The 17,439-nt window shown below is 65.1% G+C and carries 14 protein-coding genes and 1 tRNA gene; 10 read left to right on the top strand and 5 right to left on the bottom strand.

Annotated features, from left to right (window positions below; translation table 11 throughout):
- Nucleotides 1–3: 3 nt before the first annotated feature.
- Nucleotides 4–91, top strand: a tRNA-Leu gene (locus tag AB7I40_RS17550).
- A 514-nt stretch (nucleotides 92–605) separates the two neighbouring features.
- On the opposite strand, the gene AB7I40_RS17545 is transcribed toward AB7I40_RS17550, so the two are convergent.
- The gene (locus AB7I40_RS17545; RefSeq protein WP_428344427.1) at nucleotides 606–1,109 is read right to left on the bottom strand and encodes a hypothetical protein; all 504 of its coding nucleotides are present in this window, start codon (nucleotides 1,107–1,109) and stop codon (nucleotides 606–608) included.
- Complete coding sequence (locus AB7I40_RS17540) at nucleotides 1,106–2,443, bottom strand: AAA family ATPase (RefSeq protein ID WP_428348111.1); 1,338 nt, start codon at nucleotides 2,441–2,443, stop codon at nucleotides 1,106–1,108. Before AB7I40_RS17540 ends, AB7I40_RS17545 begins: the two co-directional genes overlap by 4 nt.
- 327 nt (nucleotides 2,444–2,770) lie before the next feature.
- Between AB7I40_RS17540 and AB7I40_RS17535 the strand changes: the two genes are divergently transcribed.
- The 7 genes from AB7I40_RS17535 (at nucleotide 2,771) to AB7I40_RS17505 (ending at nucleotide 10,805) form a co-directional block, all read left to right on the top strand.
- A complete protein-coding gene (locus AB7I40_RS17535) occupies nucleotides 2,771–6,136 on the top strand; it encodes a hypothetical protein (RefSeq protein ID WP_428344425.1) in 3,366 nt (1,121 codons plus the stop codon).
- Nucleotides 6,137–6,445: 309 nt separating this feature from the next.
- Nucleotides 6,446–7,069 carry a hypothetical protein gene (locus tag AB7I40_RS17530; protein WP_428344424.1) on the top strand — a complete coding sequence of 208 codons (624 nt, stop codon included), beginning with the start codon at nucleotides 6,446–6,448 and terminating at the stop codon, nucleotides 7,067–7,069.
- Between the two features lie 36 nt (nucleotides 7,070–7,105).
- A complete protein-coding gene (locus AB7I40_RS17525; protein WP_428344662.1) occupies nucleotides 7,106–7,687 on the top strand; it encodes an AAA family ATPase in 582 nt (193 codons plus the stop codon).
- A gap of 58 nt (nucleotides 7,688–7,745) precedes the next feature.
- Nucleotides 7,746–8,090 (top strand): GNAT family N-acetyltransferase, encoded by a 345-nt coding sequence (locus AB7I40_RS17520; RefSeq protein WP_428344423.1) that lies wholly within the window; start codon nucleotides 7,746–7,748, stop codon nucleotides 8,088–8,090.
- 35 nt (nucleotides 8,091–8,125) lie between these two features.
- Nucleotides 8,126–8,314: a hypothetical protein gene (locus AB7I40_RS17515; RefSeq protein ID WP_428344422.1), complete on the top strand. Its 189-nt coding sequence runs from the start codon at nucleotides 8,126–8,128 to the stop codon at nucleotides 8,312–8,314.
- 99 nt (nucleotides 8,315–8,413) lie between these two features.
- Nucleotides 8,414–9,181 (top strand): type I methionyl aminopeptidase, encoded by a 768-nt coding sequence (map, locus tag AB7I40_RS17510; protein ID WP_428344421.1) that lies wholly within the window; start codon nucleotides 8,414–8,416, stop codon nucleotides 9,179–9,181.
- Nucleotides 9,182–9,308: 127 nt separating this feature from the next.
- Nucleotides 9,309–10,805: an endonuclease/exonuclease/phosphatase family protein gene (locus AB7I40_RS17505; RefSeq protein WP_428344420.1), complete on the top strand. Its 1,497-nt coding sequence runs from the start codon at nucleotides 9,309–9,311 to the stop codon at nucleotides 10,803–10,805.
- A gap of 58 nt (nucleotides 10,806–10,863) precedes the next feature.
- On the opposite strand, the gene phoA is transcribed toward AB7I40_RS17505, so the two are convergent.
- Nucleotides 10,864–12,258 (bottom strand): alkaline phosphatase, encoded by a 1,395-nt coding sequence (phoA, locus tag AB7I40_RS17500; protein WP_428344419.1) that lies wholly within the window; start codon nucleotides 12,256–12,258, stop codon nucleotides 10,864–10,866.
- Nucleotides 12,259–12,493: 235 nt separating this feature from the next.
- Here phoA and AB7I40_RS17495 point away from each other — a divergent pair, with 235 nt between their 5' ends.
- Entirely contained in the window at nucleotides 12,494–13,750 is a 1,257-nt protein-coding gene (locus AB7I40_RS17495; protein ID WP_428344418.1) for a hypothetical protein, read from the top strand.
- 33 nt (nucleotides 13,751–13,783) lie between these two features.
- Here AB7I40_RS17495 and AB7I40_RS17490 read toward each other — a convergent pair whose 3' ends face one another.
- Together AB7I40_RS17490 and AB7I40_RS17485 are read right to left on the bottom strand one after the other, a co-directional pair.
- Nucleotides 13,784–14,308 carry an RDD family protein gene (locus AB7I40_RS17490; RefSeq protein ID WP_428344417.1) on the bottom strand — a complete coding sequence of 175 codons (525 nt, stop codon included), beginning with the start codon at nucleotides 14,306–14,308 and terminating at the stop codon, nucleotides 13,784–13,786.
- Nucleotides 14,305–15,321: a hypothetical protein gene (locus tag AB7I40_RS17485; protein ID WP_428344416.1), complete on the bottom strand. Its 1,017-nt coding sequence runs from the start codon at nucleotides 15,319–15,321 to the stop codon at nucleotides 14,305–14,307. Before AB7I40_RS17485 ends, AB7I40_RS17490 begins: the two co-directional genes overlap by 4 nt.
- 72 nt (nucleotides 15,322–15,393) lie before the next feature.
- Here AB7I40_RS17485 and AB7I40_RS17480 point away from each other — a divergent pair, with 72 nt between their 5' ends.
- On the top strand, nucleotides 15,394–17,112 hold the full coding sequence (locus tag AB7I40_RS17480; protein ID WP_428344415.1) for an aminotransferase class V-fold PLP-dependent enzyme: 1,719 nt from the start codon (nucleotides 15,394–15,396) through the stop codon (nucleotides 17,110–17,112).
- Nucleotides 17,113–17,439 lie beyond the last annotated feature (327 nt).

Raw genomic sequence — 17,439 nt, 5'->3', positions numbered from 1 at the left:
CTCGTCCGGGTGGCGGAATAGGCAGACGCGCTAGCTTGAGGTGCTAGTCCTCGTATAGAGGGTGGGGGTTCAAGTCCCCCCTCGGACACCAGAACAGGGCCTCGTATCGAAGATCTTTCGGTGCGGGGCCTCGTCTAGTTCGGCGGTCGCGCTCAGCGTTGGCCCGGAGTGCCGAAGGGCTTGCTGTCTGGTCGAATCCGCTGGGTGGGGGTCCAAGTCCCCAGGACACGTGGCCTCTGTCTGAGGTGAGGAGCTGACAGGGCCAGCGAACAGCTAGCCCTGGGACAGCCCTTCCTGTGCCTGTCATTGATTGCAGAGCGAGGTTACAGACTCGACGCAGTTGAACGGACAGGCCCCAATGCAGTACCTGGGAGTGGTCGCCCCGCGAAAGTTGCAAGAGGATGTGCAACGCAACAATCCTCAGGTTGGGCTGGACTCTGGCTTCGCGGCCGGTCTGACCGACTGATGGGAGGCTACTGGGTAGCCCAGTTCGCCCAGAGTGGGCGCCCAGCACGCTCGACCTCGAGCAGATCGTAGTAAGCACTACAGTTTGCGCACTCCGGCAGGACAGTTGCCCGAGTGGAAGCACCTTAGGCTGAGGCGCCCTAGGTCGGTTTCAGCGCGTCCGTAACGGATACATCCAACAGCGATTGGCAGGCCGCCCTGGTGGGGTCGTCAAAGTCATCAAAGTCGTTCGTCACCAGCCACTTGGATCCTGAGTTGGCTGCAGCACCCAGCACGACTCGGTCCTTGCGATTTCGTGGAACCAAACCACGAATGAGAAGCCTCTGCGCCTGGCTCGGTCTTGTCGCAAAGCAGACTCGTCCTGTGTCCAAAGCACTCTTAAAGAGCAGCATTGCGGAGCTGACCTGGGACAGCGTCTCCTGGTACTCGGTCCAGATCAGGCTGGTTTTGAGCAATGGAGCGTCCTTGCCGTTGTCGTCGAGGACCCAGTTATGCTCACTGCCGTCAATGAGCCAGAGCAGGAACTCAAGCGCGTCGGCGTGGAACGTCGAGTGTCGATTGTCGCTATGGGCTAGAACGTTCGTGTCGACGACAACGTCGTCGTGATCATGGATTTGCGACTCATGCAACGCCACTGCGGTCACAGCGCTTCACGTCGTGCGATTCGCGCCTGTTCTCGCGCCAGGACAAGAGAGTCGTGCAACTGTTCAGCGAAGAACCCCTCGGGCCACTCCTGCCTTTCGATACTCCCTGTTGAAGAGACGTCGATAGGCCGCACTCGCGTCACGCCTCCACTCTTGTCAGCAAAGAACACAGCCACATCGCTCACATCGATCACACCCTCCGCGATCAGTCGCCGGAGACGCAGCAGGAGGTGCTCGCTGTGAGTCTCAATCAGCACCCTCTTTCCTTCGGCAGCCTGACGCGTGAAGTGATCCATTAGTCGCACCTGGAGTGCGGGATTGAGGTGAATCTCGGGCTGCTGTATCAGTGCAAGGTTGTTGCGTTCGGTTGCGATCAGACTCTGAGTGATGAGTGGCAACAGCTGGGACAAGCCCATCCCGCTGTCCACGAGATTGGAGTCTGCGCCACCTTGCCTCGTCTTGCGAACAAGCAACTCAAACGAGTCGTAGTCCGGCCCTGGCTTGAAGAGCAGCCCGCCATAGCCACACGAGACAAGGAAGTCGTTCACGGCCTCCACTAGTTGGCCATCGCCTTCTTGCTTGTCCCTAAACAGCATCTCCGGAGCAAACTGACCAGCAGTTCCCACGTTCGAGGGCGGCTCCGCGCTGACGCGATACGTCCGTCCTGGAAGCGCTCGTAGCGGGCTGAGATAGCTGACTGACGAAAGGGTTCTCTCAATTCCAGCGTTCACGTCAATCTGAATTTGGAAGAAGCGAAGCCCTGCATCCACCCAAGCACTAATGCGTTCTCGGTGCTCCTGCTTCACGTCGCGCAGGCTGCCAATTCCGCTCAGGCCAGGTGACCCGCTGATCATGAAGTGCTCGGGACTCTGGTCCCTAATCTGGCGAAGCATGCTCGAAACTGGCCCCAGGGGTCGTCCTGCGCGGCCGGGACTCGGGACAATAGGTCCGCTGACATTGGTCGTCTGTCCGTCGCGGCTCCACGAAAACATCCGCTTGCCGCGTTGATCACGTAACTGGTACCGCTTCAGGGCGCTGCTCCCGCCTCTTTCATCTCCGGCCACGAAGGTGAACTCAACGGCGCCTGGGGTCATAGGATCCGAGTCGTCCGACAACCACGTCCTGCGTTCGCCTTCGAGCTCGAGCTCGAACGTAACCGGCAGAGTCGTGTCATGGTCACGAACGAAGTCACGGAAGCGCCCCGCCTCGTACAGGGGGCCCTGCGATAGCAGGGCGGTCTCCGGGCGCGCCGACTCGATGGTTTGCTTCAGAAGTAGCAGCGGCGAGTAGAGCGACGTCTTGCCTGCGTTGTTCGCCCCCAGAAGGAGCGTCAACGGCTTTAGCTCAAGCCAACCAGTGTCTACGTACCCGCGATAGTTCTGCCACCGAAATTTCATGCTGCACCTGTTCGCTCAAGTCGCGGGGATCGTTGGGAAGAGCATGCCTCAGTGGAAGGCATCGAAGGTGGGAAAACTCAACCTGTTGCATGGGCGGGTCAAGTCGGCGGAGTACAAGCAGCGGGGCTACAAGTTCATCGACTTCAGCGAGTCAGACCTACGCGTCTGCGCAGGTAGGGCTTGACTGCACGGGCAAGTCGTACGTTTGTCGCACTGAGGGGCCCTGCGAGGATCAGTATTCCGGCCATGTGAAATGAGGACGACTTGACCAGCACGATCGACGACCTTCGGACCCGTTTGGACATGGGTGGCGTTTGCTTGGTCGGTGCCGGTTTGTCGTTGAATGCGCGTTACCCAGATACCAAGAACCTGGCGACTCTCGTGTGGGATGCGCTCGACGCGGATCCGGCAGCGCGTGCAGTCGTGGCCGCGGAACTCAGAACGCAGGACGGGCCAGCCAAGGACCTGCTCTCCGATGATTGGGATCGACTGCTCGTTGCTTGGGCTGCGATTACATCCTCACCGAAGGCCCGTAACAGGTTCCAGCACGCGTTCGTAGCACTTGACGTCGAGCGATCGGCCCGTCCGTCAGTCGCCCATGAGGCACTCGCCCGCCTCATTCACGACGGTTCAGTGGAGTTGGTGATCTCGTACAACTGGGACTCGGCACTTGAGCGTGCCTATCGACGCCTGTACGGAACATCCATTCCCGAAGGCGTGATGTTCAAGCCACACGGGGACGTCGCATCACCTGACACCCCGTGGGTCCTGCCCCACGAGGATGGCGCCGTTGGGACCGAGTTGCACGCGAAGGTCAACGAGCTAGCGGAACGTCATCCCCGGACGCTGATAACCATCGGGTATTCCGGCAGCGACCCTGTGGTCGTCGAAGAGCTCATTGCCCCGCTGAGTTCGCGGTGGCGGGTGGTTCGAATCAGTCCGCGCGCAGCCGGGGACGACGATGTTTCCGGCACCGCTGAGGACGTCCTTCGTGCTCTGACTGCACCGTTGGTGCAGCGCGAAGCTGCTTCGCCTTGGAGCGTGGTGACGTTCGAGCGACAGCGTCCCATCGATTCCGCGCTTGCCGGTGAGCGCCTCGGGCCAAGAGACGTCGTCGCCTGTCCACGTCTGCCGGTAGTGGCCGCCGTTACCGAGTCGCTGCTTCGGAGTCACGCGGTGGTCCTCAACGGTGAAAGCGGCTCCGGGAAATCCATCACCGCCTACCAAGTTGTCAGCGACTTGGCCGACCAAGGATTCGAGGTCCTACGCCTGCGAGCAGGCAGCCGGGACGCCGGCCTGGCTGAGTGGTCTTCGGAGTTGCGGTCGTTTCCGCACAAGAAGGTCTTGTTCGTTGATGACGCCCAGGACCTGTCCGCAGACGCTGTCCGCGAGCTGGCTGAGACAGCAGATGAGAATCAACTGGTTCTCATTGCAGGATTCGACCACGTCGCCGGTGGAGTCGTCACCCACACCGTTGCTGGCCCCGCAGCTGTCGGCCTCCTCGAGAGGCACATGCTGGACAACCTCGACACCATGCTGCCCAGGCTTCAAGCCTTGGATAACAACATCGGGACCAGTTTCATGGACGAACCACCCGACCTGCGGATTCAAGTTGCAGCGAAGGAAACGAACGCATGGCTGTTCTTCTACTCGCTGACGGGCGGATGGCGCCGCACAGCTAAAGCCCTCCAGGAAGTGCGGGACAGAGACCGAGCCGACGTCCTCGCTGCCGCACTCGCTGTCGCGCAGATCACCAGTATCGACAGCGGAGTGACGGTCGAGGACCTGGCGCCCCATGCGGAAGCGGTCGGCCGTGACACAAGCTGGGTCGAGGCTGGACTCCTCGTACTGAAATCGCGTCAGTTGGCGTTCGAACAAGACGGCGTTTGGCGTTGCCCTCACCTGAGGGCGGCAATTGCAATCGTGAACTGGATGCTTCACCCGCCGCAATGGTCACACGCGCTGAACGTGCCAGTAGAAGTGGCCCCGATCGCATCAGCTGAGACGGCCCAAGACGACGCAGAGCAGCCTGAAGTCGAACTGGCACGCTCCGTCCTGATCGACCCTGGCCTACCGCAACCAGTCATCGAGGAAGACCGCAGAAACATCGTGACGCTCATGAACGTCGCCCTCGACAACAAATCGACGCCAATGCGCGGCATCGCTTGGTTGCTCGGCCGCAACCTGGACACCGAAGCCCACTGGATTCTCCAAGAACACCAAGTCCGCAACCCTGAACGCGAACGCGCACTCGCCGAACGTGCTCTCAGCACCAGAACCGGGTCGGACGTCACCATGGCCGCACAGATGCTCGAGCAACTGGACGGCCCGCACACCCCAATCATCAAGGAGACGATCTGGGAGCACCTCGACGTCGTGGTCCAGTGGGCACGAGAAGTGACCCCCGAGACCGGCTGGGCTGTTGCCGCTCTTATCAACATACTCATCAACGATGACCGTCCGCGCATCTCTGCAGCCATCTCGCAAATCGACCCCGTACGTCTAGCAGGCCTGTGCGAAGCAGGAGGCTGGCCCCACATCTACTCCTCGCACAGGGCGATTGACCGCATCTCGCAAGCTGGCGGCGCCGCGTTCCAACAAGCCGTTGGCGAAGCGTTCGACGAGGCCGCACTCAGCCGCATGCTCTCCGCGGCCCCAAATCTCCTCAGCGCCAACGAACTCTTCTCAGTGCTCGCATACACGAACCAAGACCTAGGAGTTCGCCTCTTCGAGACGCACGCAATTCAGTTCGCCCACGAGTTCTCAAAGCGCCCAATCGAGAGTTTCAGCAGCCTCTTTGAGACCTTTATGTTCCTCCTCGATGTGACACCCACTTTCTTCCGCAGCAGGAAACCCACCCGCGAGCAACAACGAGCAATACGCAGGCTCCTGCGCGCACTGGGCACCCGACAGTTGGAGCACGACCTTGCTCGACCACGGGGCGACGGCGGCTGGTTCAACTTCCCCGGCTTCATCGCAATCTTCCAAGAGTTCGACCCGAAGGGATGGGCCAAGGTCGCCGAGGCAGTCGACCTAGCAACCCTCGAACAAACACTGGTCGACCAGCTCCCCAACCCCACAAGCCAAATTGTGTTCGTACTACTCAGCCTTCACGACACTCGTTCAACCGAGGTCGAAGAACTACTCAACCGACACAGCGACGAATTCGAAACTCTCGACGTAGATCTCGCCTTCTTCCACCCCCAACTGGTCATCACTCTCCTCAAACGAGGCCTGGTACTGAACCTGGACCTCGAACACCAGAACTACGAGCTCGCAGCCGGCGTTCTGACCGCCATCGCCGGCGTCGACCCCCACATCGCCAAGGAAGTCGCAGACGCCAACGCTGTAGCCTTCGCCGCAGGCCTACGAGCGACCGCAACTCCAGCCTTCACCGACCTACTCGACTGGATCGCTGCCTGCGATCAACACGCACCAGACCTCATCGACACGGCCCTGCAAGACCTCGGGGCCGGGGTGGTCGCAAGATGGGCCGACGCCCTCAGAGACACGAAATCCAAACGCCAAATTCAAGGCCTCGTAGCTCGCGCCGCGAATCTCGACGACTGCTCTGCACGAACCGAAGCCGCTGCGCTCATCTCCAGGTTTCCCAGCCTCCGGCGGCTGTAGACCACTACAGGTATCGGCGCGGGCACCATCGCATCCCACGGAGCCGCGTGACCGTGCCTGCCCTGCACTCCATGCGCCCAGATGTCTAGTCGTCGCCTGGCTTCGCGAGCTTCAGCACACCACTCGAGACGACCAGAGGTCTTGGCAGATCGGCTCGCGTCGCTACATGTGGCAGGACAACCTTGAGACTCCGAACTTCGTCTCCGGGGTTGCTGAACCGGCCGGTGTCAGCCCGAGCTATCCCATTTCGCCGCCAGTCGACCAGGACGCTCACTTGGTGTGACGGCTAGAGCCGAGTTGGATGGGCAGGTGGACTGGAGCGATTGGGACCAGAAGTCGCTGGAGGACAAGGGCCTTGTCGGGTGGATCCGATGGGCCGACTGGCCACCACCCAAAAAGGAACTTCCTGCATCGGCCGGGGGCGTGTACGTCCTATTTCGACGGTCGCAGTCGGAACCGCGCTTCTTGGATCGCTCGACTGGAGCGACGCACAAGAAGCGCGATCCGAGTTTGGGCCGTGATGCCCTCACGGCCAACGGGGTGCCCGCGGCCAATGTCGTCTACATCGGCAAGGCAGATCACCACCGACTGCGTGGCCGGCTCAACGAGTACCAGGCCATGGGCGCCAAGCCAACCGGCAGCCACTGGGGAGGCCGACTCATCTGGCAGTTGAGTGACTCAAGAAAACTGCTCGTTGCTTATCTCGTGCTGCCACCCACCGACATTCCGCGCAACGTCGAGACGAAGATGATCGAGGGTTTCCGTCGACGCTACGGAAAGCCGCCCTTGCGAACGATCCGCACCTCCTTGGACGCTAGTGGCGACCGGCAACGGACCCCTTGGCCGGGACACGAACTGTCCCATTCCGCCGCCAAAGACCGCCGAGCGGTGCTGGCTGATCTGAGCGTTCTCGTTGACCGATCCCTTCTGTGACGCTGACAGGCCGATTTCTACACTGGCTGGGTGTTCATGCTCTCGGCCACTGATCGGCTGCCTCACCGGCCGCGGCGAGTCCTCGTTGCGGGGGCGTCAGCGTCGGGCAAGACGACCCTGGCCGCCCGAATCAGTGAAAGGTTGGGCATTCGCCACGTGGAGCTCGACGCACTGTTCCACGGCCCTGGATGGACTCCGCGCGAGACCTTCGAGGCCGAGGTCGAGGCGTTCAGTGCAGAGCCAAGCTGGGTCACCGAGTGGCAGTACACCGTGGTGCGCGAACGACTGGCTCAACGGGCGGATCTGGTGGTGTGGCTCGACCTTCGCCGGGCCACGGTGATGCGTCGGGTCGTGCAACGGACGGTCCTCCGTCGGCTCCGCCGGCAAGTGCTGTGGAACGGAAACATCGAGCCACCGCTGTGGACCGTGGTCACGGACCGAGAGCACATCGTGCGCTGGGCTTGGTCGACACATCACAAGAGTGCTCCACGGATCGCCGCGGTTCATCAGCAGCGTCCCGATCTGGTCATCGTCCGTCTCCGTGATCGATACGCCGTGGAACAGTGGGTCAACGGTCCACTGAGACACGCGGCCTCTCTGCCAACAATCACCGAATAGCGATCCTCTTCGGTGATTGTTGCCGCAGCGGGTTCGGCAGTGCTCGAAGGCTGTCCTGGTGGCAGAGCCCGTCAGTTGTCGCCCGCTCGATCCGACGTCAAACGCGGTCACCGAGTTGGCGAGCCTGTTCGAGCTGTACCGGATCCACTACGGCCAGGCGCCCGCCACCGTGGCGACACAGGCCTGGGTCGGCGACACGGCCCGATCCCGTGAGCTCACGTTCTATGCCGCTTACCACGGTCCGCGCATGGTTGGATTCGCCGCCATTCACCAGATCCCGGCCTCCCTTCGCCTGGGTCGGTTCTGGCAGCTACGCGACCCTTTCGCCGACCCCACGATGCGTCGACAAGGCATCGCCCGGCTCCACGGGGCTTTTTCTTCATTTCGAGCGACAATGGAATAGCCGACAAGGGGCTGGAGTCGTTCGGAGGTGGCGTGATGTTGACGGTCTCTGATCTTGAGTGGATCGATGAGGTGCCGCTCGTCGAGAGGCGCACCCCGCTGTCCTGCCGGCTCCACCTGTGGCACCGCTGGGTCCGGGTGTACGGCGAGGGCACCAGTTACGTGGCCTGTGAGCGCTGCGACCGCCTTCCGACCCCGACCATCTTCGACCAACCCCTCCCCTAGCCAGACAGGCTGGTCCTGGTGACCGGCGCCGGCACCTCGGGTCCTCCACGGCGTCTGCGGGAGACGCCCACGCTGGTGAACGCGTGAGAGAGTGCCAGCATGATCGAGATCCTCCATCCCAACAGGTTGCCCCGAGCGCGCGAGGCAGGCGCCCTGGTCGCTGGCGTCCTGCAGACGCTGAGGAGCCGCAGCGCGGTGGGCACCAACCTGCTCGAGATCGACCAGTGGGCGAAGGAGATCATCCTCGAGGCCGGAGCCTTGTCGTGCTACGTCGACTACGAGCCCTCCTTCGGCAGAGGGCCATTCGGCCACTACATCTGCACCTCCGTCAATGACGCGGTCCTGCACGGACTACCCCACGACTACGCGCTCGCCGACGGCGATCTGGTGTCCCTCGACCTCGCCGTCTCCCTGGGCGGAGTGGCCGCAGACTCCGCGCTCAGCTTCATCGTCGGCGACTCGCGCGCGCCGGAGAGCGTCGCGATGATCGCCGCCACCGAGCGCGCCCTGGCCGCCGGGATCGCTGCTGCCCGGCCCGGTGCACGCGTCGGCGATCTCTCCCACGCCATCGGTTCGGTGCTCAGCGAGGCCGGCTACCCCATCAACACCGAGTTCGGCGGTCATGGCATCGGGTCGACGATGCACCAGGACCCGCATGTCTCGAACACCGGAAGGCCCGGCCGTGGGTTCAAACTTCGCCCGGGCCTGCTGCTCGCCCTCGAACCGTGGGTGATGGCTGACACCGCTGAACTGGTCACCGACGCTGATGGGTGGACGCTGCGCAGCGCCACGGGTTGCCTCACGGCGCACAGTGAGCACACGATCGCCATCACCGACGACGGCGCAGAGATCCTCACTCTGGCCTAGTTCCCGGTCAGCCGAGTTCGCTGGTCCCGCCCATGGCCCTGACCCCAGCCTCCTCCTCTCGATACTGACACCGGACGCCGAGCGGGGCTATGGTCCATCTGACTGTTCAATCAGTCAGGAGGTCGTGATGCGACGAACCCGTGCCGTCCCGCTCAGCGTGGCGCTCGGCCTTGCCGCCGCCTGCACGGCCACGGGGGGATCACAGCCGTCTGCGGACCCGACGACCACGACGAGCAATCCGGTCACCGCTCCCCCGGTGTCACTGTCCCTCCTGGTCTTCAATGTCGAGTACGGCGGCAGCCGCTCCACCGACGCAGTGATGGCTGACCTCGACGCCGACGTGGTCGGGGTGCTCGAGTCGTACAACCGGCTGCCGGAGATCGCGGCCAAGGCCGGCTACCCGTACTACGACGTGGGGCTGCAGATCCTCTCGAAATACCCGATCCTCGAGCCCTCCGGGGCCGACGGTCTCTACGCACTCATCGAGGTCCGCCCCGGTGAGGCCGTCGCCCTGATCAACACGCATCTCGACTACGTGCAGGACGGGCCGAACCGACTGGCGCGAGGCGTGCCCCTGGCCGAGGTGCTGGCCGGCGAGGAGGAGGTTCGGCTCGCGTCGATCCAGAAGTTGCTGCCCTCTGCCACCCGTCTGCTCGACGAGCAGTGGCCCGTGCTGTTCACCGGCGACCTCAACGAGCCGTCCCACCTCGACTGGACTGCGGCCACCTCGGCGCAGCACGGCGGAATCGGTGCGGTCCCCTGGCCGGTGAGCACCGCCCTCATCGGAGCCGGACTGCGTGACGCCTACCGCGAGGTGCGGCCCGATCCGGTGACCGATCCAGGCAACACCTGGGGACAGGTCGCGGGCAGCAACGGCAGCGCGCGCCGCATCGACTTCGCCTACGTCGGCGGGCCTGTCGAGGTGAAGAGCAGCGAGGTCGTCGGCGAGCGGGGCGGCGACAGCGTCGATCGCGGCTATCCGACATGGACCTCCGACCACCGTGCCGTCCTCTCCCAGTTGATCCTGCATCCGAAGCCCATCCCGACCACGATCGCTCTCTCGAGCCGACTGGTGACAGCTGGCGACGACGTGACGCTCACCTATCGCCAGCCTGGCGCAGACGGCACGGTGACGCTGACCGGCCCGTCTTCGGCCACCTACCCCGCGCCGGGAGACTCCGGCACGGTGGTGGTCCCCACCGCGGAGCTGGCCGGTGGTGACTACCGGGTGGACCTCAGCGACCCGACGGGCGCCGTGATCGCCACGAACGAGCTCTACGTTCGTCCCCGGCACAGTCAGGTCGAGGTCACCACGGATGCCGCCACCTACGCGGTGGGCGAGCCGATCACGGTGCGGTGGACCGATGGACCCGCCAACCGCTGGGACTGGATCGGGGTGTATCGGGCCGGAGCCGCCGACCCCGAGCGCGACGACTACCTGCTCTGGGGATACACCGGCGGCCACGATGCCGGAGCGCTCCCGCCGCGCCCCGAGGGTGAGCTCGTCCTGGGCCGTGACCACCAGGGCAGTCCGTGGCCGTTGCCCGCAGGCCGCTATCGCGTGCACTACCTCCTCACCGATCAGTACGAGAGCGCGGGCTCGACCGACTTCATCGTGCGCTGACGGCGCGAACGACGATGCCCGCCCCGGAAAGGCCGGGAGCGGGCATCGAAGTTTGACCTCAGAGGCCGAGAGCGCGCCTCATCGTGAAGAACAGGTCGGTCTGGTTGGTCACCCCCAGGACGTTTGCCGCCTGCGGACCGCCTGCGGCGATGCGAACCTCGGTCCCGGTGTGCTGCTGTGACCCGGGGAACGGCGTCGTGGCATAGCTGATCGTCATGTCGGCGCCTTCAACCGTCGTGAGCGTGGCTGTCACACCGGGAGTGGTGGTCCCGGTCTCGACGATCTGGCTGGTGTGGCCGTGGTCGGCCGTGACCACCACGAGGGTGTCCGGGTGCCGCTTCTGGTAGTTCAGCGCCAGCTGGACTGCCGCATCGAACTCGACCGTCTCGCCGATCTGGCCACAAGGATTCGCGGCGTGATCCTGCTTGTCGATCGAGGCCCCCTCGATCTGGAGGAAGAAGCCCTTGCGAGCGTGGCGGGTCTGCTTGTCCAGGATCGAGATGGCCTTGCTCGCCATGTCCGTGAGGTGCGGCTGAGACGCCGTACGGGCCGCGTTCTCGGCGCACGTCGAGGGTGCCGTCCCCGTTGGGGTCGGCGTTGGTCCTGTCCATTCCAGGTCCATGTTGTTGGGGGCGAACAGCCCGAGCACGGGAGCACGCGTGTGCACTGCATCCAGACCGGCAGCGTCGGTGACCACCTGGTAGCCGGTTGCCTGCGCCTGCTCGAGCACCGTCATGCCGGCGCTCGGTCCGCCCTGGATCTGCTGGTCGAAGAACTGCTTGCCGCCGCCCAGCGTGACGTCGGCGCGGGTCCTGACGATCTGCTCGGCGATCGAGCCGCGGCCGCCGTTCTCCTTGGCGTCCGTGGGACAGTCGCCCATGGCCTGGGGGCCCTTGCAGTTGCGGCTGACCACGTGCGAGGCCAGGACGGCAGGAGTTGCGTCCTCGATCTCTGCCGTGGTCACGTTGCCGGTCCGGAATCCGGCCTTCTTGGCCAGCTCCAGCACGGTTGGCACGGCCCGGCCATCGGGAAGCACGCTGATGGCCCCGTTGTAGGTCTTGTGGCCGGTCGCCCAGCCGGTGCCGGAAGCGGCAGAGTCGGTCACGTAGTCGGGCAGCTCAGGGTGCTCCTTCTGCACGGCGTACGTCGTGTAGGCACCGGTGAGGGGCAACCTGTCCATGTGCAGCCGGCCCGCGGCACCGACCGAGTAGTTGCGCGCGATCGTGATCTCGCTGTCACCCATGCCATCGCCGATCAGCAGGATCACATTGCGGGCCTTGCCGCCGACGATCGCGTGGCGGGCGGCTTTGGTGTTGTCGGAGGGACCGGCGGTCCGCAGGGACTGGTGGGCACCCAGATGCGGGACGGCGAGGGCCACCGAGGGCACGGCCACCAAGGTGGTCGCGGCGACCACGGCAGCGAGCCGTTGACGGCGTGAGGAGAGCATCTTCATCGAGATTCCATTCACTGGTTGGTCGGAAGGACTCCCAGCAGCCGACCATCGCCGGGCGGCTCGGTCCCCCACTCGTGCATGGACGCCGGGGGACCATCGGGTGAACCCTCGATGACCCTGCCTCTGGTCGAGCGCTGTTGCCGGCTCACCCGGCGCGGGGGACCCCAAACGGTGCAAATCCCGACATCATGGACGCGACGGAATCGTGCCGTGAACGACTGTGAGGGAGACTCCGATGACCGAACCGGCGGTAGAGGTCCAGGCCGGGAGGCCCTCATCTCGCGGCAGGGCCCTCTCCGCAGCGCTCTGCCTGATCCTGGCAGCGCTGCTGACGACTCCTGCAGTGGTGGCGTTCTGGGGCCAGCGCACCATCAACGACGGACAGCGTTATGTCGAGACGGTCGGTCCGCTCGTGGACTCCCCGGAGGTGCAGGCCGCGATCGCGGCGAAGGTGACCGACGCCCTTGAGGCACAGGTCGACGTGGAGTCGCTGCTCAACGAGGCCTTCTCCGGCGTGATCACCCAGCGGCCGAGGCTGCAGGCCCTGGTCGGCCCGCTCTCCGGTGCCGTCAACGGCCTGATCGAGTCCCAGGTGCGCGCCGTGATCTCCTCCGACGCGTTCCGCGAGGCCTGGCTCGCGGCCAATGCGCGCGCCCAGGTCGCGCTCCTCAGGGTCCTGCGTGGCGACAACAGCGGGGCCTTGTCCGTGCAGGACGACCAGGTGGTCCTCGACGTCTCCGATGTCATCGACGAGGTCAAACAGCGGCTCGTCGACCGAGGGCTCACCATGCTGGACAACGTCCCGGTCCCGGACCAGGGTCGCCAGATCGTCCTGCTCAACGCCCCCCAGCTCGACCAGGTCCGCACCATCTACGCCTTCAGCAACCCGGTCGCGAAATGGCTCCTGGTCGTCGTCGCGCTGCTGTTCCTGTCCGCGTTCGTCCTCGCGCGTCGCCGCCCGCGCATGAGCGTCGCCATCGGCATTGCCCTGGCCCTCAACGCCGCGCTGCTGGCCATCACGTTGTCCGTGGGGCGTCAGTTGTTCGTCAACGAGCTGTCCGGGACCGTGTTCGGGCCGGCCAGTTCGGTGTTCTACGACCAGCTGCTCTCCTACCTCGAACGCGGTCACCAGGTGCTGTTCCGTCTCGGCGTCGTGCTGGTGGTCCTGGGGTGGTTCACCGGCACCAGCAGGAGTGGCGTGGCAACGAGGTCACTGGTCGCCAGCGGACTCGAGAGCGTGGGCGCCGCCATCAGCCAGGGTCAGATCGGCCAGGCCGGGCAGTGGGTGATGGCCAATGCCAGGTGGCTGCGCGTGGTCAGCGCCCTCCTCGGCGTCGTCGTTCTGCTGTGGGGCAACGACATCTCACAGAGCAGGCTCTACTGGTCGGTCCTGCTGGTTCTCGTCCTCCTGGTCGCAGTGCAGGTGCTGGTGGGGGCTGGCCAAGGACGTTCCCGATCCGCCGCTCCCCCGCCCGAGGCAATCCCAGGTTAAGGACGACCGGTCCACAGGCCCCTGCCTACGTGGTCAGGCTGCGCGCGCGGCGCTTTCGCGCCGGGTGGTCCAGTCGTAGATCACCGAGGTGCGCAGCACGTTGTCCTGGAGGGACCGGTTGGTCTGACTGATCAGGACCCAGTAGAGACCCAGCGGCACCGCCAGGCAGAATCCCGCACGAAGCATGGCCGTGGCCCAGCGCAGCCGGCCCCCACGGTGGTTGACCACCCGGAGCCCGAGGACATGGTTGCCGTAGGTGCGTCCCGTCGTGGCCCATGCGGCAGAGAGGTAGAGGAACAGCAGCAGCCCCCAGGCGATGAGCAGGCTCAAGAACGACGGTGTCGGGAACGAGAAGCCGGGTGGGTGTCGCAGGAAGCTGGCTGCGGCCCAGCCGACGTAGCCAGCAACGATGCAGACCAGGGCGATAGCGCCGTCGATCGTGTTGGCCGCGGTGCGCGTCACCGCCCCCGCACGTTGCCCCTGGAAGGGACGTGCCTCCACCGGGACGGCATCCACGGCGTACGACGCTCGCGGCAGGTCGGGCGTGGGCTCGCTCATGGCGGACCTGCCTGGTCTCCGTCGTCGAGCGCGGGTACGTCGGTGCGCCGCCCTCGACGCCGCAGCAGCATCCGGTCCACCATCCTGGCCACGGCTGCGTCAGCATCCACTCCCTGCATGCGCAGCCCGCGAACGGCTTCGGAGGCCACCGATCCCGTGGAGTCACGGATGATCTCGGGCAGGTCGATGCCATCGACGACGTACTCCGCGACACCGATGAGATCGACCTGATCGAGCACGATCCTGGTCAGGTCCAGGCGAGCCAGCGCGGACATCACGATCCGTTCGAGATCGACCTGCGCGACGATGACCGCAGCGAGGTCGAGCTTCGACAGCGTGGACGTGACGAGCCCTTCGAGGTCGACGGCAGTGAGCGCCTCCTCGGCCACGGCGTCGACGTCCAGGCCTGCGAGCACGGTGGCGATGAGCCGGTCCAGGTCCAGCGTGGCCAGGACCTGTGCCGAGACCGCGTCGAGGTCGAGATCGGCGACCACCTGGGCCACCACCGCATCGGCATCCACACTCCTCAGCACGGTGTCGACCTGGTGTCGCAGGTCGAGCCGGACCAGAGTCTCGGAGAGGGCCCCGGCGAGGGCCGCGTTCGACCACCGTTCGAGCGCCGCCACTGTCTCGGGGCGGTCTGCACGCCACCGCTGGGCCAGGACCTCGAGCCCGTGAAGCGCATGCAGTCGGCGGGGAACCAGCGGTGGCTCGAGCACCATGCCCATCACCGGTCTCAGCGCCCTCCCACTCAGTTGTAGTGCCCGGCCCGTGAGACCGGCCACGCCCCAGGCGAGTCCCATCGCGCGGTCCGAGACCACCGAGGAGGTGCCGGGCCGCGACGGGACCGGACTGGCCTGGGCCAGCGCCCGCAGCACCACCTCGACGACGACGGAGGCCAGGCCGAACCCGACCGCCACCCCGGTCATCAGCGCGACCCCGACGTCGGGCACGCCTGCGGGGACGGAGATCTCCGTCCGGACGAGCTGGTCGCGGTCACCTGGGGTTGGCATCGGGGCCAGCCTCCCATTTTCTGCACCAGGTCAGGGGGCAAATCTGGCCGAGTCCGGGGCTACTCTCGGATGGTGAGCACTCCCGTCGAAACCGCCCTGTTGCAGCGGATCCGCGAGGCCGTGATCGGGGACGACCAGGTGATGGAGGGCCCGTACGGCGCGAGGCGGGTGACCTATGCCGACTACACCGCCTCGGGCCGTGCGCTCAGCTTCATCGAGGACTTCATCCGCGACGAGGTGTTGCCGCGCTATGCCAACACCCACACCGAGTCGAGCGGGACCGGATTGCAGACCACCCGCTTGCGTGAGGACGCCCGGCAGATCATCCACGATGCCGTCGGCGGTGACGACGAGACGGTCGTCATCTTCGCTGGCTCGGGCTGCACCGGCGCCATCGCCAAGCTGATCGGCATCCTGGGCCTGAGGATCCCCTCCGTCCTCGAGGATCGACACCACTTGACTGCCGCCATCCCCGCGACGGAGCGGCCGATCGTCTTCATCGGACCCTTCGAGCACCATTCCAACGAGCTGCCCTGGCGCGAGTCGATCGCCGACGTGGTGGTCATCCCCCAGGATCTCGACGGGCACATCGACCTCGAGGTGCTGGAGGCCGAACTGGTGCGCCACGCGGCCAGGCCACTCAAGATCGGTTCGTTCTCCGCCGCCAGCAACGTCACCGGCATCGTCAGCGACACCGCACGGATCGCGACGCTCCTGCATAGCCACGGCGCCCTGTCCTTCTGGGACTTCGCCGCAGCCGGACCGTACGTCGACATCGAGATGTACGGCGAGGGCCCGCTGGCCCACAAGGACGCCGTCTTCCTCAGCCCGCACAAGTACATCGGAGGTCCCGGGACACCCGGCGTGCTCGTGGTCCGACGCGAGCTGCTGGGCAACCGGGTCCCCGATGTGCCGGGCGGCGGCACCGTGGCCTACGTCAATCCCGACGACCACGTCTACCTCGACGACCCGGTACATCGCGAGGAAGGCGGCACCCCGGACATCATCGGTTCCATTCGCGCGGGGCTCGTGTTCCAGCTCAAGCAGGCGGTGGGCACCGACGTCATCCGGGCCCATGAGGCGTGGTTCCTACGTCGGGCGGTGCAGACGTGGTCCACGGAGCCGGCGATCGAGATCCTGGGCAATCTCGCATCGGAGCGACTGTCGATCGTGTCCTTCGTAGTCCGGGCACCCAGCGGCAACTACCTGCACCACAACTTCGTGGTCTCCGTGCTCAACGATCTGTTCGGCATCCAGGCCCGGGGAGGCTGTTCGTGTGCGGGACCCTACGGTCACCGCCTGCTGGGCATCGACCTCGCCCGTTCCCACGAGTTCGCCGACGAGATCGCGCACGGGTGCGAGGGCATCAAGCCCGGGTGGGTGCGGGTGAACTTCAACTACTTCCTGTCCGAGCCCGTCGTGGACTACGTGCTCGAGGCCGTGCTCCTCATTGCTCGTGAGGGGTGGCGGCTGCTGCCCGACTACCGGTTCGATCCGGCTCGCGGCCTGTGGCGCCACCACCTGGGCGCCGTTGATCCGCCGCTGCGACTGTCTCAGATCCGGTACGACGACCGCGGGGTGATGACCTATCCGGCCCATCACGACCGAGCACCTGAGTCGCAGCTGGCCGTGCACCTCGATCAAGCCAGACAGGTGCTCAGGTCCGGGGCAGGGCGCATTGCTGCCCACGCGGACGGGAGCGAGGGTGACGGTGACACGGGCCAGGTGTCTGAGGACTTCGACAAGCTGCGATGGTTCGACCTGCCGCCGGGCTGTCTCGTCGACGATTGAGGTCCGGAGTTGTCATGGCAGCAACAATCCCGCCTCGTGCAACGAGGCGGGACGGATGCTTCTGGCTCAGTAGGCCTCTTCGCGCACGCCGTCCGGAGCCATGCGCGGCTCAGGAACGACCATGGCGGCACGGTGTGCGGCCCAGCAGGACGGACAGAAAGCGACCTGCTCGAAGTTGACTGATCGGACGTGTGCCACAGCGCGGTTCACGGGCTGGTCACAGTCGCGGCAGATATAGCTCCCCACCTGATGATCCCCCTTCTCTCGTGAGATGAACCCCACAGGGCAATTGCACAGTCGTCGTCGCGAGGAGTCAAGCATGACTAG

This window comes from Nocardioides sp. (genome assembly GCF_050246775.1).
Classification (GTDB): domain Bacteria; phylum Actinomycetota; class Actinomycetes; order Propionibacteriales; family Nocardioidaceae; genus Nocardioides.
This window is presented reverse-complemented; position numbering and strand designations above follow the sequence as displayed.

What these genes read in the sequence shown, in the direction of transcription:
- AB7I40_RS17525 (WP_428344662.1), top strand. Translation starts at nt 7,106, where the DNA reads ATGCTCTCGGCCACTGATCGGCTGCCTCACCGGCCGCGGCGAGTCCTC.
- AB7I40_RS17515 (WP_428344422.1), top strand. Translation starts at nt 8,126, where the DNA reads ATGTTGACGGTCTCTGATCTTGAGTGGATCGATGAGGTGCCGCTCGTC.
- map (WP_428344421.1), top strand. Translation starts at nt 8,414, where the DNA reads ATGATCGAGATCCTCCATCCCAACAGGTTGCCCCGAGCGCGCGAGGCA.
- AB7I40_RS17505 (WP_428344420.1), top strand. Translation starts at nt 9,309, where the DNA reads ATGCGACGAACCCGTGCCGTCCCGCTCAGCGTGGCGCTCGGCCTTGCC.
- phoA (WP_428344419.1), bottom strand. Translation starts at nt 12,258, where the DNA reads ATGAAGATGCTCTCCTCACGCCGTCAACGGCTCGCTGCCGTGGTCGCC.
- AB7I40_RS17495 (WP_428344418.1), top strand. Translation starts at nt 12,494, where the DNA reads ATGACCGAACCGGCGGTAGAGGTCCAGGCCGGGAGGCCCTCATCTCGC.
- AB7I40_RS17490 (WP_428344417.1), bottom strand. Translation starts at nt 14,308, where the DNA reads ATGAGCGAGCCCACGCCCGACCTGCCGCGAGCGTCGTACGCCGTGGAT.
- AB7I40_RS17485 (WP_428344416.1), bottom strand. Translation starts at nt 15,321, where the DNA reads ATGCCAACCCCAGGTGACCGCGACCAGCTCGTCCGGACGGAGATCTCC.